Raw genomic sequence first — 26,029 nt, forward strand, 5'->3', positions numbered from 1 at the left:
GGCGTATCGAATATTCGTTGAAAGGAACATTGCACCGCGAGACAGTTTTCCTGGATGATTCGCCAAAGGTCGCATGGTATTCGTACTTGACGGGTTGTGGAGCAGCGTATTTTATTCAGTGGGTGGATGACTCAGGGAAGCCTGTTGATGTCTTTGTGGCAGATTCTAGAGACAGCAACGCGTACATCAGATACTCCAGTTTAAGCGATGCACAAGAAAACTGGTTTCATTCTGAGGTGGCAGAGATCGGAGCTCCGGTTACTGTGATGCTCGATGATTGCACTATGGCTTCTGTTGTCAAGAATTTGACAAGCACCGGTGTTCGTAAGATCGCTATTTATCATAATGATCACACGACGGAAGCTCATCGTGCGATGAATGATGCGATGAGTTCTTGGGATGTGGTGATATGTTCAACTCCTGGGCAAGCGAAGGCTCTTAGGAAAATTGTTCCTCAAGAACTAAGAGTGACGAGTATTTCTCAGCCCATTCCCGATGCTGTCCAAGATTTGAGTGGATCTTCTAGGGAAGCAGATAAATTTGCCTTCTTTGGACGATTGACGTCCGTTAAGAACGTAATCCCACTCGTCCGGTCTTTCACCGAGGTCTTGAAATGTCTTCCTGGTGCTTCTCTTGATATATACGGTGAGGGTCCTTTAGAAGTCGAGTTGCGAAAAGTCATCAGTGACCTGCAGCTTCGGGGGAACGTCAGGTTGATGGGTCACACAGACGAAGCCACGGTTCGTATGCGAGATTACGCTGCAATCATTCTGCCTTCCTCCTTTGAGGCTTTTGGATTGGTAATCGGAGAGGCTATGTTAAACGAGACACCAGTGATTTCGTTTGATTCCGATTATGGGCCGCGTGAGATCATTACACACGGAGTGGACGGTGTATTGGTTCCACCATCAGACTTCTCCGCTTTAGCCAAAAGTGTAGTCCAGTTGGGGATGGACCCCGAATTCGCTAGACGGATGGGCAAGGAAGGGAGGAGAACCGTCCTTCGACGCTTTAACAGCGATGTCATCATGGCCGAATGGGAAAAATTAGTTGATGACCTCTATAGAAGCGGTGGTCACCTATAGGGAACGCTAGGTATGACAGGGTGTTTCTTATTCAGACAACTCGCCGCTTCATGGCTATGGCGCTGTTGGCCCGGTTCAGATCCTCTGGTGAGTCGATCTCAATCGCCAAGTGGGCGCCGATGTCCAGCGCACTGTAGTTGACTCTATCCCGTATTATCGACTGCTCAATGGCTTGCTCAAAGTAATCCTGCATCGCGACCTCCGTTAGTCGTCTGATGAGGGACTCCTTGTCGTTTCCTGCAACGAAGTTAATGCCAACTGCCTCGCCGAGCGCGTCACGCGGCGGAATCTCTTTGGATAAGCGCCCGATGTGGCCCGAACTCGTGAGCGTATACTTCATCTCTTCGTTGGAAACGCGTGCCTTGTTCACAGATAGTACCGAGCTACCTGCGTCGATGTAGGATTTCATCAATTCGAGAATAGTGGGATCAAAAACAACGTCGCCATTAAGCCAGATCACACCGCCCTTAGCGGTGGTTTTCAGTGCTTTCAAGAGGCTCTTGGAGGTATTTGTTTGACGAAAATCTCGGTTGTGGACAAATGACGCCCGGGGAGTGTGTTCCATTACGAGGTTGCATTTGTATCCGACGACAATCGAGAGTCGCATATCGGTTCCGAAAGCCATCTCCAGATTGTCGACCTGCTGCTGCATTATTGATCGTCCGTCGACGAGACGGGTTAGGGGCTTAGGATGGGGTAGCGCCAGCCTCGTGCCCAGTCCTGCGGCGAGAATTACGACTTGAACCGTCACGTCAACGGACTCCGCTGTGATGCGTGGGCAGAGCGGCGGCCTCCATTGCGTAGCGAAACGCTAACGGCTGCGACGCTCAGCGATGCAGCCGTCCCATCACCGTAAGGATTCGTCGCCTCGGACATGGACGCGTAGAGCTTCTCGTCATGAAGCAACGTAGTCACTTCAGCCACCAGACGCTCCTCATCCGTACCGATCAGTTTCGCAACGCCGGCTTCAACGGCTTCGGGCCGCTCGGTGTTCTCGCGCATCACCAGGACGGGAACGCCAAGGCTGGGTGCCTCCTCCTGGATGCCGCCCGAATCAGTCAGCACAATGTGGGACATGGCCAGAAGCCGGCAGAATTCGCCGTAGTCAAGAGGCTCCAGGAGCGTGACGTTCGGTTTGTCCTGGATGGCAGGGACAACGGCGGCGCGTACAGCAGGATTCATATGCAGCGGCAGAACTATCTGCAGGTTTGGTTCAGCCTCGGCGATCCGGGCAAGTGCCCGGCCCATGCCGCGCATGGCCTCACCCAGGTTTTCACGGCGGTGCGTGGTGACAAGCAGGATGCGGGAGCCCTCCGCTGCCAGCTGTTCCAGCCGGGAATCGGTAAAAGGAACCTGCTTTTCCACTGTCATGAGCAAGGCGTCTATGACGGTATTGCCGGTAATGACTATGTCCTCGGGCGGGACATTTTCCCGGATCAGGTTATCCCGGCTGGCGGAGGTGGGAGCCAGATGAAGGCTGGCCAGCTGGGAAGTGATCTTGCGGTTGCCCTCCTCGGGGAACGGAGAGAAAGGATCACCGCTGCGCAGACCTGCCTCGACATGCACCACCGGGATCCGGTGGTAAAAGGCAGCCATTGCCGCTGCGGTAGAGGTAGTGGTGTCACCCTGCACCAGAACGGCATCCGGCCGGTTCACACTGAACAGCTTGTCCAGGCCGTCGATGGTCCGGGAGAGAATGCCGTTCAGTGACTGACCCGGCTCGAAAATGTTCAGGTCGTGGTCCGGAATGATGTCAAAGAGACGGTTTACCTGATCAAGCATTGAACGGTGCTGGCCCGTGACCGCCACAAAACAATCCATGTCCTCGGAGCGCCTGAGCTCCGCGACGATCGGGGCCATCTTGATGGCCTCCGGACGAGTCCCGTAAACGGGCATGATGAGCGGCACGATATTTGTCCCCAACAAACTTCAGAAGGTGCGTAGTGGGCCCATCCTAGCGCCAAAGTAGTTAGTTGCCCTTGTTTTTTTGTTTGTGGCCGTGATTACCCGAAGAGGACCAGAAGCACAATCAGCCCTGGAACACTGAGGAATACCAGACCGGTAAGGACGCCGGCGACGAGGCGTTTCCTGCGGTAAGCCTCATTATGGTCCGGCCGCAGGGCGTCCGGGGGGCGTACCGGCCCTGGCTCAAGAAGGCCTTCCGTTCCAGCCGTAGTGCCTTCCCGTGCGGAGCGGGGTTCGGGGACCCGCATGTGTCGCGCTGCGGGCACATCCGCATATCTCGGCTCTGGCATGCCTACTACCTTGGCATATGTACAGCCGTTTTCTCACCCGACTTCCCGTGCGTTGTCAGGCCCCTGCGGTAGGCTTCCTAGTGACCAAGCCGGTTCCAAGACAACGATGTCCTGGAAGATAATCCGGAGGAGAAGCATGAGCAGCAGCACGGAACGGGACTACCTTGCAGACTAAGATCACCGCAAACGCCCAGGCGCTGAAGCGATGGTTGAGCAACGCCGAGGTGTCCCTGGGGAACCACAGCGACCGGCTGAACGCCATCAACATTTTCCCGGTGGCCGACGGCGACACTGGAACCAACCTCTACCTCACCATGCGTGCAGCGTCCGCCGCTGCCGCAGAACATGAAACCCAGGACATCGGCGAGCTGCTCGCCGCGGCTGGCCAGGCCGCGATGGAACAGGCCAAAGGCAACTCCGGAACGCTCCTGTCGGTATTCCTCAGCTCCATGGCGGAGCCCCTCATTGGCCACACCCGGCTTTCGGCACCCCTGCTGGCCCGCTCACTGGAACGCGCTCAGCTGCGTTCCTGGTCCGTCCTCAGCGATCCTGTCCCCGGCACCATGCTCTCCGTCCTGGAAGAGGCGGCCCGCGGCGCCTCCCGGGTGGAGGCTGCCCAGACCGGAGACGATTCGAACGCAGGCCTGGCCGAAACGCTGCGCGCCATGATGACTGCGGCCCTCGCCGCCGTCGTACGCACCGAAGAGCAGCTGGAGACCCTGACGGACGCCGGCGTCGTGGACGCCGGAGGCGTCGGATTCCTGCTCGTGCTGGACGCCATGCGTGCCGCTGCCCTGGGGGAAGAGCTCCAGCGCGAACTGCTGGACGGTCTCCACGGCTACGACGTGCAGGACCCGCACATTCACGGCACCCAGCCGCAGCTTGAGGGCGTGGAGGTCATGTGCACGATCACGCTCAGTCCCCTGGACGCAGCAACGCTCCGGCTCCAGCTCGACGAACTCGGCGAATCGGTGATCATGAGTGCCGTCAGCCCGGTAGGCGAGGGGTACCGCTGGCGTGTCCACGTCCACACACCCGACGCCGGCGCCGCTATGGACGCGCTTCACGCCGTGGGTGAGCCGACGAACGTTACGATCACCGAGCTTTCCGCCAACGGGCACCAGACCACGGAAATACCGCAGGTTCCGCTGCCCGGACGGCCCAACTCCGGCGATTTCGCCCGCGAAGCCTAAAGGACAATGCAGGACAGGATTCCCGGCGAGCTCGACTTTCCGCTCAACCGCAGGATCGGGAAGAAATCCGCGGACAAGATCGAGAAGCAGCTGGGCATCACCACCGTGGGCCAGCTGCTGCTGCACGTTCCGCGGCGGTACATGGAACGCGGGGAACTCACCCGGATTTCCGAGATCCCCTTCGATGAGGAAGTTACCCTCATCGCGCGTGTCCAGAGCATCAACTCCCGCCGGATGCAGACGCGCAAGGGAATGATCGTGGAAGTCACCGTGACGGATGACGGCGACGCCGCAGGTTCACTGGGGCTGCTGCACCTCACCTTCTTCAACGGCTACGGTGCGCTCAAGGACCTCCAGCCCGGCATCCGCTCAATGTTCTCCGGCAAGGTGGGCGTGTACAAAGGACAGCTGACGCTGACCAACCCGAACTATGTGCTGCTCAGCGACGAAGCGGACGACGAAGAAGAAGCCAAGCGGCCCATCCCGGTCTACCCCGCAACGGCCAAGCTCACCAGCTGGGAAATCAAGACCACCATCGACCTGCTGCTGGACTCGCTCCAGACCGAGCGCCTGCGGGACCCGATTCCGCAGGCTATCCGGTCCCGGGAGCACCTGATGGGCGTTGCTGACGCCTTCAACGCCATCCATCGTCCCGCGGTCATCGAAGACGCCTACCGGGCGCGCCACCGCTTCCGCTACGAGGAAGCCCTGGTGCTGCAGACGGCCCTGGCTCGCAGGCATGCCTTTACGGCTGAACAGGATGCCACCGCCCGCCCGCCCCGGCCCGGGGGACTGCTGGAGTCCTTCGACGCCGCGCTGCCTTTCACGCTGACGGAAGGCCAGGCCTCCATCGGCGCTGAACTTGCCGCGGACCTGGCCAAACCGCACCCCATGAACCGGCTGCTGCAGGGCGAGGTTGGTTCCGGAAAGACCCTGGTGGCGCTGCGGGCCATGCTGCAGGTGGTCGACGCCGGGGGACAGGCAGCGCTGCTCGCCCCCACCGAGGTGCTGGCCGCGCAGCACTTCGCCTCGATCACCCGCACCCTTGGTCCGCTGGGCCAAGCCGGGATGCTTGGCGGCAGCGAGAACGCCACCCGGGTCACGCTGCTGACCGGCTCAATGTCCACGGCCCAGCGCAAGGCAGCGCTCCTCGAAGCAGCCTCCGGTTCCGCCGGGATCGTGATCGGCACGCACGCGCTGCTCAGCGAACACGTGCAGTTCGCTGACCTGGGGCTGGTGGTGGTTGATGAACAGCACCGATTCGGCGTCGAGCAGCGGGACATCCTGCGCACCAAGGGCCGGGAGTCCACTCCGCACCTGCTGGTCATGACCGCCACGCCCATCCCGCGCACCGTGGCCATGACCGTGTTTGGCGATCTGGACGTTTCAACCCTTACGGAGCTGCCTGCCGGACGTGCACCAATCTCCACGTACCTGGCGCCCCTGGCGGACAAGCCCGCCTGGGGTCCGCGGATCTGGGCTCGCGCCCGAGAGGAGATCGACGCCGGACGCCAGGTCTACGTGGTCTGTCCCAAGATCGGGGAGAGGGAAGAGGAACCGGGCACCGAACTGGCACTCCTCGAAGACCTTCCTGCGCAGGCCTCCCCACGGAACCAGCGCCCGCTGGCTTCAGTCCTGGAAACAATGGAACGTCTTAGGGAACTGCCGGCGCTCGCGGGTACACGGCTGGGCATGCTTCACGGCCGGATGGACCCGGCAGACAAATCCGCGACCATGGATGCCTTCAACCGCGGCGAGATTGACCTGCTGGTCTCCACCACGGTGATTGAGGTGGGAGTGGACGTCCACAATGCCACCATGATGGTGATCCTCGACGCCGAACGTTTCGGCATCTCACAGCTGCACCAGCTGCGCGGCCGCGTAGGGCGTGGAGGCCTGCCGGGCACGTGCCTGCTGGTGACCAACCTTGAGGACGGCCATCCCAGCCGGGAACGCCTCGATGCCGTGGCAGCCACGACGGACGGCTTCGAACTGTCGCGCCGGGACCTGGAACTGCGCCGGGAAGGTGACATTCTCGGTGCTTCACAGTCCGGGGGACGCTCCACCCTCAAGCTGCTTCGCGCCATCCAGGACGAAAAGGTCATTGAACGGGCGCGTGCCGACGCCTACTCGCTCATCCAGGCAGATCCGGACCTGCTGGACAACCCGGCCCTTAACGAGGCGATCGAGGCCTACCTGAACCCGGAGAAGGAAGCATTCCTGGACCGCGGCTAGGGCCAGGACGCCGAATGCCGGACAGCGCAGACCCGCTGGCTAGAGTGGAACCATGAGCCGCATCATTGCCGGAGCCGCCGGCGGAACCACCCTGTCCAGCGTTCCCGGGTCCAGTACCCGGCCCACCACTGACCGGGTGAAGGAAGCGCTTTTCTCGCGGCTGGAGTCCTACGGGATCCTCGACGGGGCCTACGTGCTTGACCTTTTCGCCGGCTCCGGATCCCTCGGCGTCGAAAGCGCCAGCCGCGGGGCCGCGCGGGTGGACCTGGTTGAGCTGGCCGAAAAAGCCGCGCAGGTATGCCGCAGCAACGCTGCGCTGGTGAACAAGGTCCTTGGCTCCGAGCGGGTACGGGTACACCGGACCAAGGCTGAGACCTACCTGCTTCGCGTACCGCCGGGCCTGGCCTGGGACCTCGTCTTCCTCGATCCGCCGTACCCCCTGGAGGAGGAAGGCCTGGCCGCAGTGCTGGAAGCGCTGGCACCGCGGCTGGCGGACGGCGCCGTCGTTGTGGTGGAACGCTCCACCCGCTCGCCCGAACCTGCGTGGCCGGCAGGCCTGGAGCGCTTCAGCGAAAAAGCCTACGGCGAAACAACCCTGTGGTTTGCCGAGCCGGCCGCCAAGGAAGACGACGCGCAGGAATAGGTTTGCTCAGCGTCCGGCCGCGAACGCGTCGAGGTCGGCTCCGGTCAGCACCGCTGCCGGATGGGGACCGGCCTGCAGCAGCGACTGCGTCCAGTCGGCAGGCCAGGAATACGGCACGGCAGCCAGCACAATGTTGCCGGGGTGCCTGCCAGTGAACATTGACGCATCGCCCAGGGCTGCCACCTCACCGCCCGCCGCGCCGAACACAGCAGCCAGCGCCTTGGCCTGCCGGCGTGCGAAAGCCAGCGGCGGATCGTCGCCCACGTTCACCAGGAGTACCCCGCGTTCGGAGAGCAGCTCGAGCAGCTCCTGGTAATAGCCACTGTCCGCCAGGTGTTCCGGAGCATCCGCACCCGCAAAGACGTCCAGCACGACGGCGTCGAACGAGCCCGGTCCGAAACGTTCGAGTTCCGCGCGGGCGTCTCCGGTCACCGTGTCCAGCACTGTTCCCTCCGGCAGCGGCAGGTAGGCCAGGAGATAATCGAGGAGTTCGCGTTCGAGTTCGACGGCGGTCTGCGGCGAACCGGGGCGTGTGGCCTGCACGTAGCGGGCCAGGGTCAGGGCGCCGGCGCCGAGGTGCACAACCCGCAGCGGGGCACCGGGCGGCCCGGCGAGGTCCAGGACGTTGCCGATCCGGCGCAGGTACTCGTAGAAGATCTCCTCCGGGTGGACCAGGTTCACGTGGGACTGCTGGGCTCCGCCGATGGAGAGGATCCAGGCGCCGTCGTTGAAGGCATCCTCATCCAGTTCCGCGTGGGCGCCGATGCCGCGCAGCATCCGTGAGGGCGGTCGATTGGCCACGCTCAGAGCACCTCGTTGAGCCGCGAAATCCGTTCAGCGGCTTCCTGGAGCACGTCGAAGCGCTTGCAGAAGGCAAAGCGGAGCATGGTCCTAGTGCGTTCGGCGCCCTCGGGATGGCAGAACATCGCCACGGGGATGGCTGCGACGCCCACCAGTTCCGGAAGCCGGCGTGCCAGATCCGTGGCGTCCTCGATGCCCAGGGGAGCGACGTCGGCATTCACGAAGTACGTTCCCTGCGGCTGGAACACCTCAAGTCCCGCTTCCCGGAGTCCGGCGGAAAGCACATTGCGCTTGGCCCGGAGCGTACCGGCGATGTCAGTAAAGAAGGAGTCCTCCATCCGCAGCCCCTCGGCAATTGCCGCCTGGAAGGGCGAGCCGGAGCTGTAGGTCAGGAAACTCTTGACCGAGCGCACCGCGGCAATCAGCTCCGCCTGCCCGCTGATCCAGCCAATCTTCCAGCCGGTGAGGGAAAACGTCTTGCCGGCCGAGGAAATGGTCAGGGTGCGGTCCGCCGCCCCGGGCAGCGTGGCGACCGGGATATGCCGGGGCCCGAACGTGAGGTGCTCGTAGACCTCGTCGGTGACAATCACGGCGTCGTGCTTGACCGCCAGGTCAACGATGCGCTGCAGGACAGCCGCCGGGAAGACGGCGCCGGTCGGGTTGTGCGGGTTGTTGACCAGGACTATCCGGGTGCGGTCGGTGAACGCTGCTTCCAGCGCAGCCATGTCCGGCTGGAAATCCGGGGCGAGCAGGGGAGCCGTGGTGTGGGTGGCGCCGCTAAGCCCAATCATGGCGCCGTAGGAGTCATAGAAGGGTTCGAAGGTCAGGACATCGTCTCCCGGGCCGGTCAGGGCCAGGAGAGTGGAGGCAATCGCCTCGGTCGCACCGGTGGTCACCATGACTTCCGTCCCGGGATCCGGACGGAGACCGTAAAACCTTTCCTGATGGTCGGCAATAGCTTCGCGGAGCACGGGCAGCCCCATGCCCGGGGCGTACTGGTTCGCGCCGGCGAGTATCGCCCGGCGGGCAGCGTTGCGGATTTCCGCCGGTCCGTCCTCGTCCGGGAATCCCTGGCCAAGGTTGAAGGCTGAGTGGGTGCCGGCCAGGGCCGTGATTTCCTCAAAGATGGTGATGCCCAGGTTGCCGTCCGCGCCGAGAAGGTTCGCTCCGGCCGCCGTGCGCTGCCAGGGGGCGGGCGCTCCGTCCCGGGAATCTCGGAGGGCGCGCGTGCTGGGAGTTGAAGTCATGCCTTCCAGTATTACCTGCGGAGCGCAGGAAACGGGCCGCCGGTAGTGTCCCCGGAAGCCCGCACCGCCGTGCCTGACCGGGCTGCGGGCCTGCCACCGGGTAGATTCGACGTATGCGACGCGCTGTATGCCCCGGATCCTATGACCCCATCCACAACGGCCACCTTGAGGTGATTGCCCGCGCCACGAACCTCTTTGACGAAGTCATCGTCGCGGTCTCCACGAACTACGCGAAGAAGTACCGGTTCTCCGAAGAGGAACGGCTGGAAATCGCATCGGAGACTCTGGGCTCCCTGGCCGGCGTGTCTGTGCTGCCCATGGGCAACGGCCTGCTGGCTGACTTCTGCCGGGACCACGGCGCCAGCACCATCGTCAAGGGGCTGCGCTCGGTGCAGGACTACCAGTACGAGCTGCCTATGGCCGTCATGAACCGCCAGCTCACCGGCGTCGAAACGGTCTTCTTGGCCGCGGACAATGCGTATACGCATCTCTCATCCAGCCTGATCAAGGAAGTCGCCGCGCTGGGCGGAGATGTCACCGGCTTTGTGCCGAGTGCCGTGCTGAAGCGGCTCAGCTAGCCGATAGGCGTGGCACACGCCGGGCGTATGAAGGCGGCCAGCACCCCTCCGGTCTCCTCCACGAACCGCCCCAGCCACTGGCCGGGGGAGAGCTCGGGTTCCGAGGCGACCATGCGCACCCTCACGTTGCTGCACTGCGAAATGTTCGCCTCGGCCCGCACCAGGTGGTAGGTGGACGTGACCACAATGATCTCCTCCCAGCCGTTGTCCGCCGCCAGCCGGGCTATGGCGCGCGCCTCCCCGCGCGTGCTCAGCGGCGAAGGGGAGAAACACCGGACTGCGGGGCCCGCGAAATACGTGCACACCGTGTCGGTGACGGCGTTGCCCGGAGTGTTCGTCGTTGAGAGAGCCAGGATCGGAGCATATCCGTCCCGAACCAATTCCCGGCCCACCGGGAGGCGTTCGGGAGCTGCGCCGGCAAGGACCACGACGGCGTCGGCCCGGCCCGGCTCCGCGGCCGTCTGCGGGTAGTAAAAAAGGTTCACTGCAACCAGCAGCCACACTGCCAGCACGGAGACGGCGGCCGCTAGGGCCGCGAAGAGGATGCGGAGCGCCTTGGCGCGGGGAGGGGAAAGCAGCACACCCGCAAGACTAAGCGACGCAGTGAGCCGGTGCATGGCGGAAGCACCGGGACGCCAGGGGCAGTAGACTTGGGAGGGAGACGGAAACCCGGCGTTCTGCCGGCTGCCTGACCCCGGTTTGAGAGATTCCGGCTCCTCAGGCTAAGATGATATGTCGGTCTATGTTCTACAGGAGTTCTCATTAGCGTTTCGTCGCGGTCACAACCGAGTTCCCCCTTGGCAATTAATGTCAAGGATCTCGGGCGCAGCCCGGGAACCATGCGGACAATGCATGAGCATGTGCCGGCACCGAAAGACTTCGGTGTTGCGCTTATTGGCGTGCCTTTCGGATCGGACATTGAGCTCGATCTGAGATTCGAAGCTGTACACGAGGGGATCCTGGTCTCGGGTTCCGCACTTGTTCCCGTCAAGGGAGAGTGCGGGCGGTGCCTGGTTCCCATCGAGTACACCGAGGACGTCGATGTGCAGGAACTCTTCTACTACGAGGACGCTGAGTCCTTCGAAGGGGAAGAGGAAGAAGAGCAACGCCGGATCGAGCGAGATGTAATCGATCTTGAACCGGTTTTGCGGGACGCAGTGGTAACTTCCCTGCCGTTCCAGCCGGTGTGCCGGGAGGACTGCGAAGGCCTTTGCTCCGAATGCGGGGCGCGCCTTGAGGAGGATCCGGGTCACCACCATGAAGTCGTGGATCCTCGCTGGGCAGCCCTTGCCGGGTTGGCTGGCACCGCCGCTGAAGATGCGGCAACAAGTACAGAGTCAGACGAGAGAGAAGAGAGTTAGTCGTGGCTGTTCCCAAGCGGAAAATGTCCCGCTCGAATACGCGTGCACGCCGGTCCCAGTGGAAGGCAACTGCGCCCAACCTGGTGAAGACCGTTGAGAACGGCCGCGTTACCTACAGCCTGCCCCACCAGGCCAAGGTCGTAACCGACTCCGCAGGTACCGCGCTGTTCCTTGAATACAAGGGCCGCAAGGTAGCGGACGTCTAAGACCAGTGCATGTCCCCTTTGCCGTTTGCCTTCCGGGCAGCCGCTAAAGGGGGCTCACTGCTTTTCGGGGCACAATCAGCACGTGAAAAATACTGAAGAGCTTCTGAAGCGTCTCGGCGTCGACATCGATGCCGAGACGCTTCGTCTTGCGCTCACACACCGCTCCTACGCCTATGAGCACGGCGGCATCCCCACCAACGAGCGCCTCGAATTCCTGGGTGATTCGATCCTGGGCTTTTCCGTCACCGACACGCTCTACCGTGACAACCCCGGACTTTCCGAGGGGGAGCTGGCCAAGCGCCGCTCCGCGGTAGTCAGCACCAAGGCGCTGGCCTCCGTCGCCCGCCGGCTGGGACTGGGCGAGTACATCCTCTTGGGCCAGGGCGAGAAGCTCACCAACGGCAAGGACAAGTCCTCCATCCTGGCGGACACCACCGAAGCGCTCATCGGCGCGGTGTATCTGTGCCACGGCATTGAGACCGCCCGGTCCATGGTCATGCGTCTCATTGGGCCGCTGCTCCATGATGCCGACACCCTCGGCGCCGGCACCGACTGGAAAACCAGCATCCAGGAAATCGCTGCCGCCCGGAAAATGGGGGACATCGAATACCGGGTCACCGGCTCGGGGCCCGACCACTCCCGCAGCTTCGTCGCCGTGCTGCACATCGGCGGACAGGCCTTCGGCACCGGCACTGGCCGGTCCAAGAAGGACGCCGAACAGGAAGCTGCCGCCGACACCTGCAGGCTGCTGCGTGCAAGCAGCCAGGCTCCGGCAGCCCCTGCAGGCGCCTAGCCCCGGCCATGCCCGAACTTCCCGAGGTAGAGGTAGTACGGCGCGGCCTGGCACGCTGGGTACGCGGCCGCACCATCACCGGCGTCGAAATCCTTGATGCCCGCTCCATCCGCCGGCACGCGCCGGGTCCTGAGGACCTGCGCGGCAACCTTGAAGGTGCGCGTGTGCTGGACGTCGCCCGGCGCGGCAAATTCCTTTGGATGCCCATGGTGGAACCTTCAGCGCCCGACGCCGCGCCCCCGTTTGCGCTGATGGCGCACCTGGGCATGAGCGGGCAGCTGCTGATGGAAACCCCTGACCTGCCGGACGAGAAACACCTCAAGGTACGGTTCACGCTCAGTCCCGCCGCGGACAGCGACGGCGCTCCCATGCCGGATGAACTCCGGTTCGTGGACCAGCGAATTTTCGGCGGCGTCTTCCTGGCCGGCCTGCTGCCCACTCCCGACGGGCAGCCGGGCGGCCTGTCCGAGACCGGCCTGCCGCTGGTCCCCGCTGAAGCAGCCCACATTGCCCGAGATCCGCTGGACCCGGCGTTCTCCTTCGACGATTTCTACCGCCGGATGCGCGCCCGCCGTACGGGAATCAAACGCGCCCTCCTGGACCAGGGGCTGATTTCAGGGGTCGGCAACATCTACGCGGACGAGGCACTGTGGGCGGCCAGGCTGCACTTCGCCCGGCCCACCGACACTCTGCGCAGGGCAGACGCCCTGCGGCTGGTGGAGGCCGCCCGGGACGTGATGCTCCGGGCGCTCGAAGCCGGAGGCACCAGCTTCGATTCGCTGTACGTCAACGTCAACGGGGCCTCGGGCTACTTCGCCCGCTCCCTGAATGCCTACGGACGCGAAGGCCAGCCGTGCCCGCGGTGCGAGGCAGCGGGTCTTCCCACGCTCATTCGGCGCGATTCATTCATGAACCGTTCGTCCTACTCCTGCCCGGTCTGCCAGAAGCGTCCGCGCAACGGCCGCTGGTAGTCAGCTCCGCAGCTCGGCAACCAGTAAGTCGTTGAACTCCGGCCAGGTTTCGGCTGCCCAGGGGCCAAAGTCCCGGTCCGTCAGGGCAACGGCGGCGGTCTTCAGCTCAGGGTCCACCCAGAGGAACGTTCCGGACTGTCCGAAGTGGCCGAAGGTGGCTGCTGAGTTGGACGAACCGGTCCAGTGCGGGGTTTTCCCGTTGCGGATTTCGAATCCCAGGCCCCAGTCATTTTCCTTCTGCCGCCCAAAGCCGGGCAGCACGCCGGCCAGGCCGGGGAAGACGACAGATGTTGCGGCTGACAGGGACTCGGCCGAAATCAGCCGGGGTGCCTGCAGCTCGGCGGCGAACCGGGACAGGTCAGCGGCCGTGGAAACGGCGCCGGCTGCGGGGGAGCCGTCCAAGAACGTATCCGTCATCCCGAGTGGAGCCAGGACCGCCTCGGAGAGGTAGTCCGCGAACGCGATCCCGGTGGCTTCCTCCAGGTGTTCGCCCAGCACGTCGAAGCCGGCATTCGAATACAGGCGGCGGGTTCCCGGCTCATAGCGGACCGTACGGTCCCCGAAGTCGTAGCCACCGGTATGCGCCAGCAGGTGCCGGACAGTGGAGCCGTCCGGGCCCGCCGGATCATCCAGCGCAACAGCTTCCTCTTCGAGCGCCACCTGGAACGCGTAGGCGGTCAGCAGCTTGGTGACCGAGGCCAGCGGATAACGCTTTTGCTGGTCCCCGGCGGTTCCACGGACCGTCCCGTCGGCAGCGACGACGGCGGCCGAAACGTTATCCGCGGGCCAGGACTGGGTCTGTTCGAGAGTTTTCATCCCTGCCATCCTATGCGGCGTAGTGCTTGGCCAGCCGGGCCATGCCCTCCTCGACGGACACCTCAGGCTCCCAGTCCAGGACTTCCCGGGTGTGCCGCTGGTCGAACCAGTGGGAGGTGGAGAGCTGCTCGGCCAGGAAGCGGGTCATGGGCGGCTCGTCCTCGACGAGTCCGCGGGAACCGGCCGCCAGCCAGGCCTTCTCGATGACGCTTCCGGCGCTACGTGCCAGCCAGCCCGGAACGCTGAGGGACGGGGCCGGAATCCCGGCCGCGGCACAGATCCCGCTGATCATCTCCCGGACCATCCGCGGCTGGCCGTTGGTTACCACCAGGGCCTGCCCGTGGGCCTGTTCCATCCGGGGCAGCGCGCGGGCGATGGCGGTCGCCGCGTTGTCCAGGTAGGTGGTATCGATCAGGGCAGCACCGCCGTCGAGCAGCGGCAGCCGGCCGGAGCGGGCCCGGTCCATGACCCGTTCCACCAGCTGGGTGTCCCCGGGACCCCAGACAATGTGCGGGCGGATCGCGGCCACCCGGAAATCGGGCGAATCGGCGGCAAGAGCCAGGAGCTCCGCCGCGGCCTTCGACCGTGCGTAGTGCCCCCGGGCCCGCTCCGGGTCCGCGGTACCCGCTCCGGCGCCTGCGATCGGTTCACCAAAATGGGCCACCGACGGCGAGGAGACGAAGACGACGTCGCGTACCCCGGCAGCGCGGGCCGCATCCAGGAGGATGCGGGTACCGTCGATGTTCGTAGCCTGGAACTCCGACCATTCGCCGGTAAAGGACACTTTCGCGGCGAGGTGCACGACGGCGTCCATTCCAGCCAGCGCTGCTTCGACTGCCGCGCGGTCCGTAACGGAGCCGGAGACGGACTCGGTGCCCGGCACGGCTGCCGGCCTCCGCTGCAGAGTCCGCACGGAGTGGCCCTGCCCGGCCAGGACGCCGGCCACGGCGCTGCCGAGCAGGCCGCTGGCCCCGGTGACAAGGACGCGGCGGCTCACCGGCGTGCTCCCGGTGCGGTGATGCGCCCGCCGGCCAGGACCTGCGCGGCCCAGGCGCCGAGTGCGGAGCGGTCGATCTTCGAGTTATGGCGGATGTCCGTGGGCATCTGGGGCAGCACCAGCACCGCGGCAAGATCCAGGCCGCAGCGTTCGGCTACGGCGGTGCGGACGTCGGCGGAGAGCGAGTCTCCTGCCGGCCCGGGCCTGCGGACCGGGTCGACGGACTGCACCACGGCAACCGGCACCTGTGTTCCGGCCGGTCCCACGCCTACCAGGGCGGCCAGGCGGACGGACTGGACCGATTCCGCCGCCTGCTCGGCGGCGACCGGCGTCACCGGCCCTTCAGGCGTGGTGATTACATGCCCCAGGCGGCCTTCTACCCACAGCCGTCCGTCGGCGTCGAAGTGGCCCACGTCTCCGGTGCGGTGCCAGCCCGGCAGTGAACTGCTCTGCGCCTCGATGATCCACAGCCTGTCATACCGGTCCTTCACGTGCGGTGCGCTCACCAGAATCTCGCCCGTGATCCCGGAGGCTTCGGAGATCTCGCTGCCGGCGGTTCCGTCGGTGGACAGCGGTGCCAGCGCCACCCGCGCTCCGTCGACCGCGGTGCCCACGCACACGCCGTTGCCGTGACCGGCCTTGCGGATCTGCTCCAGGCTGATGTCCGTCACCGGCAGGGCTTCGGTCATGCCGTAGGGGGTGTGCAGCGCGGCGGCCGGAACCAGGTCCTGCACCCGGTTGAGCAGCGCTTCCGGAATGGGGGCGCCGGCGGAGAGCAGCAGTTCTACGTTGCCGAGGGCAGCGCGCTGTGCCGGGTCCAGGTCCCCGGCGGTGGCCAACACATTGGTGAGGGCGGCGGGGGACGCGAAGACCGTGGTCGCCTGGACAGCGGCGGCGGCGTCCGCCAGGGCAGCGGCGCTGAGCGTGCGCGGGGCCGTGACATCCATGTCCGGCGTCACCGACGTCGCACCCAGGGCAGGTCCGAGCAGCGCGAAGGGAGCGAAGCCGGCCACCAGTGAGGACCCGGCCCTGAGGTTGTAGGTCCGGCGCAGTGTGTCACGCATGGCGGCGAGTCGGCGGTGCGTGTACACGGCGCCCTTGGCGGGGCCGGTCGAGCCGGAGGTGAAGAGCACGGCGGCGTCGGCGTCGGGATCCACCTGCCAGTCAGGGACACGGTGGCCGGCTCCGGCCGAGGTGAGCTCGGCTACCGTGTGGGCGGCGCCGAGCAGTCGCCGCCGAGCCGGGGATGCTTCGCCGGCCAGGACCGGAGTACCCGGCCAGCCGAAGAGCCTGGCCCCGGCGAGGCCGCGTTCAATGCCCACGATGAAGTCCGGTCCTGCGCCTTTAATGGCACGGCTAAGTCCCCTCGAGCCCAGTCCGGCGTCAGCGACCACTACCACCGCGCCCAGCCTCAGGCAGGCATAGATCAGCGTGGTGAGCTCGCTCCCCGGGGGCACCAGGAGATTCACCCGGCTGCCCGGCCGCACTCCGATGCCGGCCAGCCCGGCGGCCAGTGCGTTGACCCGGGAACCGAGCTCCGCCCAGGACAGCACTGCCGGTGGTTCTCCGGAGCCGGCTGGGGCCATATCGACGACGGCGGGGGAATCATCGGTGCGCCGCTCGTCCAGTTCGGCCAGCATGGGGCGGAATCCGGAAGGCCGATCCTGTACGGCAATCCCGGCAGGCGCGGGCGCCGTAACGTCCTCCAGCCACGCGAAGACCGGCGAGGCAATGTCCCGGTCCTCGGCGACCAGGTGTCCGGCACCTTCGAAGCGGTGCACGTCGGCCTGCGGCAGGCGGCTGATGAGGTCCCGCAGGTACCGGTCGGAGAACACCGGGTCCTTGGGGCCCCACAGGACCAGCACCGGCACGTCCAGGGACCGGATGCCCTCGGCCACGCGGTTTAGCGTCCGGTGGCTGGGGTGTGTCTCATCGGCGGGAATGTCTGCGACGAAGTTGCCGACGCCCTCGCGCCGCGCCGCTGACCGGTACGGTTCGGCATACGCCCCGCGGATCTCCGGGCGCAGTGCCGGGCGGGCGAGGGCATGGGTGACGCGCAGGAACGCGTCGGTGGTTTTGGTGCCCCAGCCGTGGACAGCCGGATGCAGGGCCAGGCGGAGCGCCGGGGGCAGGGAGAAGCCTGCGGGGTGCACAGCGGTGTTGGTGAGCACCACGCCTGCCAGCTGCTTGCGGTGGGCCAGTGCCCAGCCCAGGGAGATGATGCCGCCCCAGTCGTGTCCCACGCTGACCACGGGCCCGGTGACGCCGAGCGCCTGGGTGAGGTCACCCAGGTCGGTGATCCGGTCAGCGAGCCGGCGGAACGTCCCGGTGCGGTCGGAATAACCCATATCCAGCTGGTCGACGGCGATGACGCGCCAGGGACGCTCCGCGGTGCTGCCGGCAGCGGCAAGGGTGCGCCACAGGTAAGACCAGGTGGGGTTGCCGTGCACGCACAGCAGTGTCCCGGCCGGTTCAACGCCGCGCGCCGCCAGGTCCGGGGCGTTATCGAGGATGTGCCAGGTGTGGACGGTGCCGGGGGAATCGACGGCGGCGCTGGAAGGCACCTGGACATGGCGGGACCACGCGGCCGGAACTCCGGGCCAGAGTTCTGTTACCACGCGATCTCCATCATGGTGGTGTTCAGGCCGGAGCCTACGCCCATGCACAGGACCCGGTCTCCCGGGTGCAGTGTGCGGGCTTCCTGGGCGAGGGTCATGGGCAGCGAAGCGGGGCCTACGTTGCCCCAGCGCGGGAAGGTGATGGGTACGCGTTCCTTGTCCAGGTCCACGGCCTTGATGATGGCGTTCGTGTAGGAGTTGGATACCTGGTGGGTGACGTAACGGTCCATGCCCTTCCAGTCCCAGCCGTTCTCCTGCGCCTCATGCCAGGCCGTAACCACCAGGTCCAGGCCGCCTTCCAGCAGGCCCTTGGTGTCCGTGTACATGCCGCCTTCGCCGCCCACGCAGAGTTCATGGTGTTCGGTTCCGGCCCGCGACACTCCGCCCAGGATGCGGTGCGATCCGGGGTGGTCGCCGGCCCGGCCGATCACGGCGGCGGCCGCGCCGCTGCCCAGCGTGAGGGTCGCGAACTCACGCAGGTAATCCTGCCGGGTGGAGTCTTCGCGGTTCAGGCGGCCGAACGTGGCCTCCTGGACCCGCTGAGAGTCTTCACCGGCAACAATCAGCGCGTAGTCGATCTGCCCGGATTCGATCATGTTGGAGGCCAGGGTGATGCCGTTGACGAACCCCAGGCAGGCGTTGGCGAGGTCAAAGTTCAGGGCAGATGAGGGCAGGCCGAGGTTGTGGTGGATCTTCACGGCGACGGACGGCTCAAGGTTCCTGCGCGTCACGGAGGTATTGATCAGCAGTCCGATCTGCGACGGCTCCACTCCGGCCTCGGCCATCGCCTTGGCTCCCGCCTCGATCGCCCCGTCCTCGAAGGTGGAACCCGGGGCCCACCATCGGCGCTCGCTGACACCTGCCACCCGCTCCAGCAGGCCCTTGGAGAGCCGCAGCCGTTTCAGCGACGGTGAGAGCCGCTCATCAAACTCGTGGGAGGTGACAACAACGGGCGCTTCTACGCTCTTGACGCTCAGGAGTGCGGTGTTGGTGGAATGGAAGTTGAAGTTCCCGCTCAAAATGCCTGCCTTGTCTGCTGCCAAAAAAGATCGCGGTCCGGGCCCGGTAAAGCCCGTAACGGCGCCGTTGAACCATATGATTCTCTAAGAAGCCTACTTTCCTGCCAGGCCTGGAACGCGCGAAATCCCGGATTACGCTCTGCGAGTACTGCGCTTAAGTGTGGGGCACTCCCCGGCTTTAAGGAATCTTCCACCAACGAGAGACAGAGGACAGTGCACTTAAAAACCCTCACGATGCGGGGATTCAAGTCCTTCGCATCGGCCACCACTTTTGAGTTTGAGCCGGGAGTGACCGCCGTCGTCGGTCCCAACGGCTCAGGCAAGTCCAATGTGGTGGACGCCCTCGCCTGGGTGATGGGGGAGCAGGGCGCGAAGACCCTGCGCGGCGGAAAAATGGAAGATGTGATCTTCGCCGGTACTTCCGGGCGGCCGCCGCTGGGACGGGCGCAGGTCTCGCTCACTATAGACAATTCCGACGGCGCCCTGCCGATCGACTACTCGGAAGTCACCATCTCCCGCACCCTGTTCCGGGCCGGCGGGTCGGAGTACGCCATCAATGGTGCACCCTGCCGCCTGCTGGACATCCAGGAACTGCTTTCGGACTCCGGCCTGGGCCGGGAAATGCATGTCATTGTGGGGCAGGGCCAGCTGGATAAGGTGCTGCACGCCTCCCCCGAAGACCGTCGCGGCTTTATCGAGGAAGCGGCGGGAATCCTCAAGCACAGGCGGCGGCGGGAAAAGACCGTGCGCAAGCTGGATGCCATGCAGGCCAACCTCGCCCGGCTGACCGACCTGACAGCGGAGCTGCGCCGGCAGCTTGGACCGCTCGGCAAGCAGGCGGCTGTGGCTCGCCGGGCGAAGCAGGTCCAGCTGGACGTGCGGGACGCCCGGGCCCGCCTGCTCGCCGATGACATCGTGGCCCTGGCCGCCGCCGTCGAAGAAGACACAGCAGCCGAGGCAGCGCTGCGCACCCGGCGGGCGCAGGTTGAGCAGGAAGCAGCAGAACGCGGCGCCCGCCTTGCGGAACTTGAGCGGCTCGCCGCCGAGGCAACTCCCCGGGTCAACGCTGCACGCGAGGCCTGGTACGCGCTTTCATCCGCACGCGAGCGGCTGCGCTCCCTGGCAGCCCTGGCCGAGGAACGCCGTCGGCTGCTCGGCTCGACCGAACCTGCCGCCGATCCGGGACGTGATCCGGAGAAACTGCAGGCGCAGGCGCAGCGGGTGCGAGCCGAAGCCGAACAGCTCACCGCTGAGGTGTCCGAACGCGAGGGCATGCTGGAGGACGCCGTGGAAATTCGGGCGGCGGCGGAGGAAGAGGCCGCTGCCGAGGAGCGCCGCCTCACCGCCCTCCTGCGGGCTGGGGCGGACCGCCGCGAAGGCCTCGCTAGGCTCTCCGGCTCGGTTTCCGCGGCGCGCTCCCGGGTGGAGGGCGCGGAAGCTGAACTGGGAAGGCTGCGCGGCTCGATTGCGCAGGCCGAGGAGCGCCGCGCCAAGGCTGAAGCCGATTTCGCCGCCCTGGAGCAGGAAGCCGCCGGAGCGGAATCCGGTGAGGAAGGCCTGGACGCCGAGTACGAGGACGCCACGGAGGCGTTGGAAGACGCCGAGGCGCGTCTGGCAGCCCTGGTGGACGAAGAGCGGCAGGCAGTGCGGGACCGCGAGACCCTCACAGCCCGGCGCGATGCCCTGGCCGTGGGGCTGGACCGTCGCGACGGATCTGCGGCCCTGCTGGAAGCGGGGCTCGACGGCGTACTTTCCCCCCTCGCGGACCTGCTTTCCGTCACACCCGGCTACGAGCGCGCTGTCAGCGCTGCCCTGGGGCCGGCAGCCGAAGCGCTCGCGGTACGTGACGGAGCAGCCGCGCTTCAGGCGCTGAAGACCCTCAAGGAGGACAGCCTGGGCCAGGTAAACCTGGTCCTCGCTTCCGGACCCGGTGACGCCGAGCCCGCTGGAAACCGGGCAGCCCTCCCCGAGGGATGCATCTATGCCGCGGACCTCGTTGAGGCCGCCGGGGGTGCCTCACCCGCCGTCGGCGCCCTCCTGCGCGGCGCCGTCGTCGTCGACTCCCTTGAACGCGCTGCGGCCCTGCTGGCCGGGCACCCGGACCTGACGGCGGTCACCGCTGACGGGGATGTGCTGACGGTCTTCACCGCAGCCGGGGGATCGGGCACGGCGCCGGGGCTGATCGAGATCCAGGCGGCAGTGGAGGAAACCCAGACCTGGATCGACGAAGCCTCGGCGCGCGCGGAAAAGGCACGCTTCGCAATCGCAGCGCTGCGCGCCGAACGTGACGCCGCGCGGAACCGGGCCGACGCCGCGCTCGCCGTCCTGCACGAATCAGACGCCCGACTCGCCGCCGTGGGCGAGCGGCTGGGAGCCCTTGGTTCGGTGCTGCGTTCAGCCTCCGGAGAAGCGGAACGGCTGACACGGCTCGCCGAGGCGGCTGAAGCGAGTCTCGGGGCAGAACAGGAGAAGCTCGCCGACGCCGTGCAGCGGCTTGCAGCGGCGCAGGAGAGCCCCGAAGACACCGCCGAACCTGCCACCGACCGCCGCGATGCCCTGGCACTGGCGGCAGCCCAGGCACGGCAGGCCGAAATGGATGCCAGGCTCTCGCTGCGCTCAGCACAGGAACAGCTTTCCGCCGTATCCGGCCGGGCCGAATCCCTGGAGCGGGCCGCCGTCGCCGAACGCCGTGCCCGGGCTGCGGCCGCAGAGCGGGCACGGGTGCGGGCTGCGCAGGCCGCGCGCGCCCAGGCGGTGGCCCGGGCTGCGCTGCAGGCCGGACAGTGGGCAGACGTGTCCCTGGAAGCTGCCGCAGCCGAGCGTGACCAGGCCGAAGCGGTCCGCGCCCAGTTCGACGCGGAGCTCACGGAGGTGCGGGCCGCCAACGCGGAATCCGTGGCCGAGCTTGCCAGGCTGACCGACTCCGTGCACCGCGACGAATTGCTCCGCGCGGAGAAACGGCTGCGCATCGAAGCGCTCGAAACCCGGGCCGTAGAGGAACTCGGCATCACGGCGGACAACCTCGTAGCCGAATACGGGCCGGACCAGCTTGTACCGGTTCCCGCTGAGACAGGGGAGGGCGCCGGGAAATGGGCGGCCCTTCACCTGCCGGTGGACGAGGACGGCAACCCGGTCACCGAAGGGGTCCCCTACAACCGGGCGGAGCAGGAGAAACGGCTCAAGCGTGCCCAGCGGGACCTTTCCGCTTTGGGCAAGGTGAACCCGCTGGCCCTGGAGGAGTTCGCTGCCCTGGAGGAACGGCACGCCTTCCTCAGTACCCAGCTCGAGGACCTCAAGGCCACCCGGAAGGACCTGCTGGACATCATCAGGGAAGTGGACCAGCGCGTGGAGGAAGTCTTCACCGCGGCGTTCCATGACACTGCAGTCCAGTTCGAGCGGGTTTTCGGCCGGCTTTTCCCGGGCGGCGAAGGGCGGCTGGTCCTCACCGATCCGCAGGACATGCTGACCACCGGAATTGAGGTGGAGGCCCGGCCTGCGGGTAAGAAGATCAAGCGGCTGTCCCTGCTCTCCGGCGGCGAGCGTTCACTGACGGCCGTCGCCCTGCTGGTAGCCATCTTCAAGGCCCGCCCCTCTCCCTTCTACGTGATGGACGAGGTGGAAGCGGCACTGGATGACACCAACCTGGGCCGGCTGATCACCATTTTTGAAGAGCTGCGTGAATCCTCCCAGCTGATCGTCATTACGCACCAGAAACGCACCATGGAAGTGGCGGACGCTCTGTACGGGGTGTCCATGCGCGGCGACGGTGTGTCCGCGGTGATTAGCCAGCGGCTGGCGGGGGCGCGCAGCTGAACCTGCGCTTCCTTGGGGCGAAACGGCGTTCTGCCGTCCCTTAGACACCTCGCTCGTTCCTCGCTCGGCGATGCGGGGCTACGCAGAACACCGCGTCGCCCCGTAGCGGGCGTAGCGGGCGGTGAAGTTGCGCAGGATCAGCGGCGGAGCGGTGACGCGGGCCGGACGGACGGAGTCCATCACGGCCTCTGCTTCCTCAGGCGGGAAGTAACCGGCGTTGCGGTAGACCGAGATCCTGGTCAGCAGCCCGGCAACGTCGAGCTCGGGGTGGAACTGCGTGGCGTACAGGTTTTGCCGGACCCGGAACATCTGCACCGGGCAGGTGGGTGAACCAGCCAGGTTCACCGCGTGCGGAGGAAGCGTGAAGACCGCTTCCTTATGGCCCACGAACGCGTCGAACGTGTCCGGCAGCCCGTCCAGCAGGGAATCCCGGCGTCCCTCGGCGGTGAGGGTGACCGGAACCGCGCCAATCGCCTCACCGTAGGTGCGGTTGACGACGGCCCCCTGGTGACGCCCCAGCGTTCCGACGCCGTAGCAGGCACCCAGGAACGGAAAATCCTCCGCGACCACGGTGTCCAGCAGGGCCGACAGCTCTTTTTCGACCCGCAGCTGCAGCGCGGATTTGCCCGCCTCCGGGTCCGAGGAGTTGAACGGGCTGCCGCCAACAATGATCCCGCTGTACTGTGCCAGGTCGATCGCCGGCAGGGGAGCGGCTTCCATCCGCACCCGGTGCAGCTGGTGCGGGGCGAGGCCACCGAAGTTCAGGTAGGACTCGTATTCCTCCTCGGCAGCGCCGTCTTCCGCGCGGGTGGCCAGGAGCAGGAAGGGTTTCATTCCTCGATGGTAGTGCGGTCCGGGTGCACCTTCGTTCTCTGCTCCGGTGCCAGCGTTTCCCGTGCTGCAAGCCAGATCAGCAGGGCGAGCAGCGCCGTTGCGCCCGTGACCGCGAACGCCCAGGTGTAGCCCAGCGTGTCCGCCAGCACACCGGCCAGGATCGGACCGATGATCGCTCCGGTGTCCGCGGACATCTGGAACGCCGCGAGGACTTTGCCGCCGCTGCGTTCTGAACCAACGACGTCGGCTACCGCGGCCTGCTGGGCAGGATTGAGCAGGCCTGTACCCATGCCCGCTATTGCCGAGACCACCAGGAACGCCGCCACGGACCCGGAGAAGCCGATCGCGGCGGTGGCAGCTCCGTTTATTGCCAGGCCGGTGATGACCAGGGGCTTGCGCCCCCAGGAGTCGGCGAGCTTTCCGGAAAAGGTCAGGGCCAGTGCCGTTCCGGCAGCGAACGCCGTGAGGGAGATGCCGGCAATTTCGGGACCTGCGGACAGCACCGCGGCTGCGAAGAGCGGCAGCAGGGAGTTCCGCACCCCGAACGAGGACCAGCCGTTGGCGAAGGATGAAACCATCGCTGCACGGTAGGCGGAGTCCGAAAGGGCTTCCCGCACGGTCAGGTGTACCCGCTCCGCCGGCTTTTCCCTGGCATCGGCACTGCCGCGGGCCTCGCGCAGCAGGTAGGCGACGACGACGGCGGCCAGCAGCAGCGCTGCTGCGTACACCAGGAAGGGGACGCGCAGGCCAAACCCGGCCAGGAGGCCGCCGAGCAGCGGGCCGCCGATATTGCCCAGCAGGAAGGATGAGGCATAGGCGCCGGAGATCCGGCCGCGGATGGCGGGAGGGGCAAGCCGGATGATCAGGGCCATGGCGGAAATGGTGAACATCGTGGAACCGATGCCGCCCAGGCCGCGGAAGATCAGCAGCTGCCAGTAGCTCCCGGCGAATGCGCAGGCTGCCGTGGACAGCGCCACGATCAGGAGCCCCATCACGTACACCGGGCGCTCGCCGAGTTTTTCAAGCAGCGCACCGCCCGCGGGGGCGAAGACCAGCCGGGTGAAGGCAAAGGCGCTCACCACCACCGAGGAGGCCGCAACGCCAACGTTGAAGCTCTGCGCGAACTGCGGAAGTACCGGTGCCACCAGGCCAAAGCCGAGGGCGATGAGGAAGGCTGCGGCAATGAGGACTTTGATTTCGCGGGGGATCGGGATCCGGGGTGAACTGGCCATGATTCTCTGATTCTTGCAGACTTCCCGGGAGTCCAGGTGCCGTGCCGCGTGGCCGCCCGCGCCGTCCCGCGGGTGCCCGGCGGCGGCGCCGTGTGACATGCTGGAAAGCGTGAATGAGACTCTTTCAATTGTGATCTACGTGGTCATTGGCCTGGCTGTTGTCGGTTCGCTGGCGGCCCTGCTGGTCCGCACCCGGCGAACGCCCAAGGGCATGTACCCCACCAAGCGGGACGCGGACGACCTGCCGGGCGGCACCGGTGCCACCTCCGTACTGGACCGTCCCGGAACTGCCGCGCCGGACGCTGAGCCCGGGGTCATCGTCCCGGACGATCTGCGTGACCTGGAAGAAGCCCCCGCGGAGCCCCAGGCCCCGGCACTGGAGACCCCCGAACCGGTCCAGGGCCGTCTGGCCCGGTTGCGTGCCCGGCTGGCGAAGTCCAACAACGCGCTGGGTAAGGCGCTGCTGGCGTTGCTTTCCAGCGACAAGATCGACGAAGACGTCTGGGACGAGATCGAGGAGACCTTGCTCCTGGCGGACCTCGGCACAGAACCGACCACCGAACTGGTCGACGCGCTGCGCGAGCGGGTCCGGATTTCCGGCAGCCGCGACCCGCAGGAAGTCCACGCCATGCTGCGTGAAGAACTGATCAAGCTTGTGGATCCGTCCATGGACCGCTCCCTGGCGGTGGACCGGCATGCAGACAAGCCTGCGGTCGTGATGGTTGTCGGCGTCAACGGCGTCGGCAAGACCACCACCGTCGGCAAGCTCGCCCGCGTGCTGGTCGCCGAGGACAAGGACGTCCTGCTTGGAGCGGCAGACACGTTCCGCGCCGCCGCGGCAGAGCAGCTTGCCACCTGGGGCCAGCGGGTGGGCGTGCCCACCGTGCGCTCAGACGTGGACGGCGCGGATCCGGCGTCGGTCGCGTTCGAAGCCGTGAAGGCCGGGATCGACGGCGAAGTGGACACGGTGCTCATCGACACCGCGGGCCGCCTGCAGAACAAGGTTGGCCTGATGGACGAGCTCGGCAAGGTCAAGCGGGTGGTGGAGAAGCAGGCTGAGGTTGACGAAGTGCTGCTGGTCCTGGATGCCACCACCGGCCAGAACGGCCTGACCCAGGCGAAGGTCTTCGCGGAGGTCGTGAACATTACCGGCATTGTGCTCACTAAGCTGGACGGCACCGCCAAGGGCGGCATCGTCGTCGCCATCCAGCGCACCCTGGGCGTGCCGGTGAAGCTCGTGGGACTCGGAGAAGGCCCGGATGACCTGGCGCCGTTCGACGCTGAAGGCTTCGTGGACGCGCTGCTGTCCTAGCGATGTGCAGGCCACGCTTT

Annotated in this window: 22 protein-coding genes; 11 read left to right on the forward strand and 11 right to left on the reverse strand. The window is 65.9% G+C overall.

Annotated elements, in window-relative coordinates:
• Positions 1-29 precede the first annotated feature (29 nt).
• A complete protein-coding gene (locus ACSLGO_RS15355; protein ID WP_436401430.1) occupies positions 30-1,085 on the forward strand; it encodes a glycosyltransferase in 1,056 nt (351 codons plus the stop codon).
• A gap of 31 nt (positions 1,086-1,116) precedes the next feature.
• Here ACSLGO_RS15355 and ACSLGO_RS15360 read toward each other — a convergent pair whose 3' ends face one another.
• Both ACSLGO_RS15360 and wecB read right to left on the reverse strand, forming a co-directional pair.
• Positions 1,117-1,836 carry an NTP transferase domain-containing protein gene (locus tag ACSLGO_RS15360; protein WP_436401431.1) on the reverse strand — a complete coding sequence of 240 codons (720 nt, stop codon included), beginning with the start codon at positions 1,834-1,836 and terminating at the stop codon, positions 1,117-1,119.
• The gene (wecB, locus tag ACSLGO_RS15365) at positions 1,833-2,981 is read right to left on the reverse strand and encodes a non-hydrolyzing UDP-N-acetylglucosamine 2-epimerase (RefSeq protein ID WP_436401432.1); all 1,149 of its coding nucleotides are present in this window, start codon (positions 2,979-2,981) and stop codon (positions 1,833-1,835) included. Before wecB ends, ACSLGO_RS15360 begins: the two co-directional genes overlap by 4 nt.
• A 523-nt stretch (positions 2,982-3,504) precedes the next feature.
• Here wecB and ACSLGO_RS15370 point away from each other — a divergent pair.
• From ACSLGO_RS15370 to rsmD, 3 genes are read left to right on the forward strand one after another with little or no spacing between them, the layout of a single operon-like run.
• Positions 3,505-4,533 (forward strand): DAK2 domain-containing protein, encoded by a 1,029-nt coding sequence (locus ACSLGO_RS15370; protein ID WP_411800966.1) that lies wholly within the window; start codon positions 3,505-3,507, stop codon positions 4,531-4,533.
• A 6-nt stretch (positions 4,534-4,539) separates the two neighbouring features.
• Positions 4,540-6,768, forward strand: a complete 2,229-nt coding sequence (locus tag ACSLGO_RS15375) for an ATP-dependent DNA helicase RecG (RefSeq protein ID WP_436401433.1) — start codon at positions 4,540-4,542, stop codon at positions 6,766-6,768.
• 52 nt (positions 6,769-6,820) lie between these two features.
• The gene (gene rsmD, locus ACSLGO_RS15380) at positions 6,821-7,411 is read left to right on the forward strand and encodes a 16S rRNA (guanine(966)-N(2))-methyltransferase RsmD (RefSeq protein ID WP_263127049.1); all 591 of its coding nucleotides are present in this window, start codon (positions 6,821-6,823) and stop codon (positions 7,409-7,411) included.
• Positions 7,412-7,417: 6 nt separating this feature from the next.
• Here rsmD and ACSLGO_RS15385 read toward each other — a convergent pair whose 3' ends face one another.
• Complete coding sequence (locus ACSLGO_RS15385) at positions 7,418-8,212, reverse strand: spermidine synthase (protein ID WP_436401434.1); 795 nt, start codon at positions 8,210-8,212, stop codon at positions 7,418-7,420.
• 2 nt (positions 8,213-8,214) lie between these two features.
• Positions 8,215-9,459: an aminotransferase class I/II-fold pyridoxal phosphate-dependent enzyme gene (locus ACSLGO_RS15390; protein ID WP_436401435.1), complete on the reverse strand. Its 1,245-nt coding sequence runs from the start codon at positions 9,457-9,459 to the stop codon at positions 8,215-8,217.
• A gap of 113 nt (positions 9,460-9,572) precedes the next feature.
• Here ACSLGO_RS15390 and coaD point away from each other — a divergent pair, with 113 nt between their 5' ends.
• Complete coding sequence (coaD, locus tag ACSLGO_RS15395) at positions 9,573-10,037, forward strand: pantetheine-phosphate adenylyltransferase (protein ID WP_091603965.1); 465 nt, start codon at positions 9,573-9,575, stop codon at positions 10,035-10,037.
• On the opposite strand, the gene ACSLGO_RS15400 is transcribed toward coaD, so the two are convergent.
• Positions 10,034-10,618, reverse strand: coding sequence for a YdcF family protein (locus ACSLGO_RS15400; RefSeq protein WP_176697564.1), 585 nt, complete (start codon positions 10,616-10,618; stop codon positions 10,034-10,036). The genes coaD and ACSLGO_RS15400 overlap by 4 nt on opposite strands.
• Positions 10,619-10,834: 216 nt before the next feature.
• On the opposite strand from ACSLGO_RS15400, the gene ACSLGO_RS15405 reads away from it, so the two are divergent.
• From ACSLGO_RS15405 to mutM, 4 genes are all read left to right on the forward strand, one after another.
• The gene (locus ACSLGO_RS15405; protein WP_091603971.1) at positions 10,835-11,398 is read left to right on the forward strand and encodes a YceD family protein; all 564 of its coding nucleotides are present in this window, start codon (positions 10,835-10,837) and stop codon (positions 11,396-11,398) included.
• Positions 11,399-11,400: 2 nt separating this feature from the next.
• Entirely contained in the window at positions 11,401-11,604 is a 204-nt protein-coding gene (gene rpmF / locus ACSLGO_RS15410; protein ID WP_055240805.1) for a 50S ribosomal protein L32, read from the forward strand.
• 82 nt (positions 11,605-11,686) lie between these two features.
• The gene (gene rnc / locus ACSLGO_RS15415; protein WP_436401436.1) at positions 11,687-12,397 is read left to right on the forward strand and encodes a ribonuclease III; all 711 of its coding nucleotides are present in this window, start codon (positions 11,687-11,689) and stop codon (positions 12,395-12,397) included.
• 8 nt (positions 12,398-12,405) lie between these two features.
• Positions 12,406-13,368, forward strand: a complete 963-nt coding sequence (mutM, locus tag ACSLGO_RS15420; RefSeq protein WP_152274702.1) for a bifunctional DNA-formamidopyrimidine glycosylase/DNA-(apurinic or apyrimidinic site) lyase — start codon at positions 12,406-12,408, stop codon at positions 13,366-13,368.
• On the opposite strand, the gene ACSLGO_RS15425 is transcribed toward mutM, so the two are convergent.
• From ACSLGO_RS15425 to ACSLGO_RS15440, 4 genes are read right to left on the reverse strand one after another with little or no spacing between them, the layout of a single operon-like run.
• Positions 13,369-14,184 carry a serine hydrolase domain-containing protein gene (locus ACSLGO_RS15425; RefSeq protein WP_263127043.1) on the reverse strand — a complete coding sequence of 272 codons (816 nt, stop codon included), beginning with the start codon at positions 14,182-14,184 and terminating at the stop codon, positions 13,369-13,371.
• Between the two features lie 10 nt (positions 14,185-14,194).
• The gene (locus tag ACSLGO_RS15430) at positions 14,195-15,181 is read right to left on the reverse strand and encodes an NAD-dependent epimerase/dehydratase family protein (RefSeq protein ID WP_436401437.1); all 987 of its coding nucleotides are present in this window, start codon (positions 15,179-15,181) and stop codon (positions 14,195-14,197) included.
• Positions 15,178-17,799 (reverse strand): alpha/beta fold hydrolase, encoded by a 2,622-nt coding sequence (locus ACSLGO_RS15435; protein ID WP_436401438.1) that lies wholly within the window; start codon positions 17,797-17,799, stop codon positions 15,178-15,180. Before ACSLGO_RS15435 ends, ACSLGO_RS15430 begins: the two co-directional genes overlap by 4 nt.
• Entirely contained in the window at positions 17,793-18,818 is a 1,026-nt protein-coding gene (locus tag ACSLGO_RS15440) for a 3-oxoacyl-ACP synthase III (protein WP_152274698.1), read from the reverse strand. The genes ACSLGO_RS15435 and ACSLGO_RS15440 overlap by 7 nt, the downstream gene beginning before the upstream one ends.
• Before the next feature lie 213 nt (positions 18,819-19,031).
• On the opposite strand from ACSLGO_RS15440, the gene smc reads away from it, so the two are divergent.
• Positions 19,032-22,631, forward strand: a complete 3,600-nt coding sequence (gene smc, locus ACSLGO_RS15445) for a chromosome segregation protein SMC (RefSeq protein WP_436401439.1) — start codon at positions 19,032-19,034, stop codon at positions 22,629-22,631.
• Positions 22,632-22,709: 78 nt separating this feature from the next.
• Here the strand turns inward: smc and ACSLGO_RS15450 are convergent, their stop codons facing one another.
• The gene (locus ACSLGO_RS15450; RefSeq protein WP_436401440.1) at positions 22,710-23,465 is read right to left on the reverse strand and encodes a glutamine amidotransferase; all 756 of its coding nucleotides are present in this window, start codon (positions 23,463-23,465) and stop codon (positions 22,710-22,712) included.
• Positions 23,462-24,697, reverse strand: coding sequence for an MFS transporter (locus tag ACSLGO_RS15455; RefSeq protein WP_091605801.1), 1,236 nt, complete (start codon positions 24,695-24,697; stop codon positions 23,462-23,464). Before ACSLGO_RS15455 ends, ACSLGO_RS15450 begins: the two co-directional genes overlap by 4 nt.
• 109 nt (positions 24,698-24,806) lie before the next feature.
• Between ACSLGO_RS15455 and ftsY the strand changes: the two genes are divergently transcribed.
• On the forward strand, positions 24,807-26,009 hold the full coding sequence (ftsY, locus tag ACSLGO_RS15460; RefSeq protein ID WP_091605803.1) for a signal recognition particle-docking protein FtsY: 1,203 nt from the start codon (positions 24,807-24,809) through the stop codon (positions 26,007-26,009).
• The last annotated feature ends 20 nt before the right edge of the window (positions 26,010-26,029 follow it).

The organism is Arthrobacter sp. IK3, from assembly GCF_051337705.1.
GTDB lineage: Bacteria > Actinomycetota > Actinomycetes > Actinomycetales > Micrococcaceae > Arthrobacter_B > Arthrobacter_B koreensis.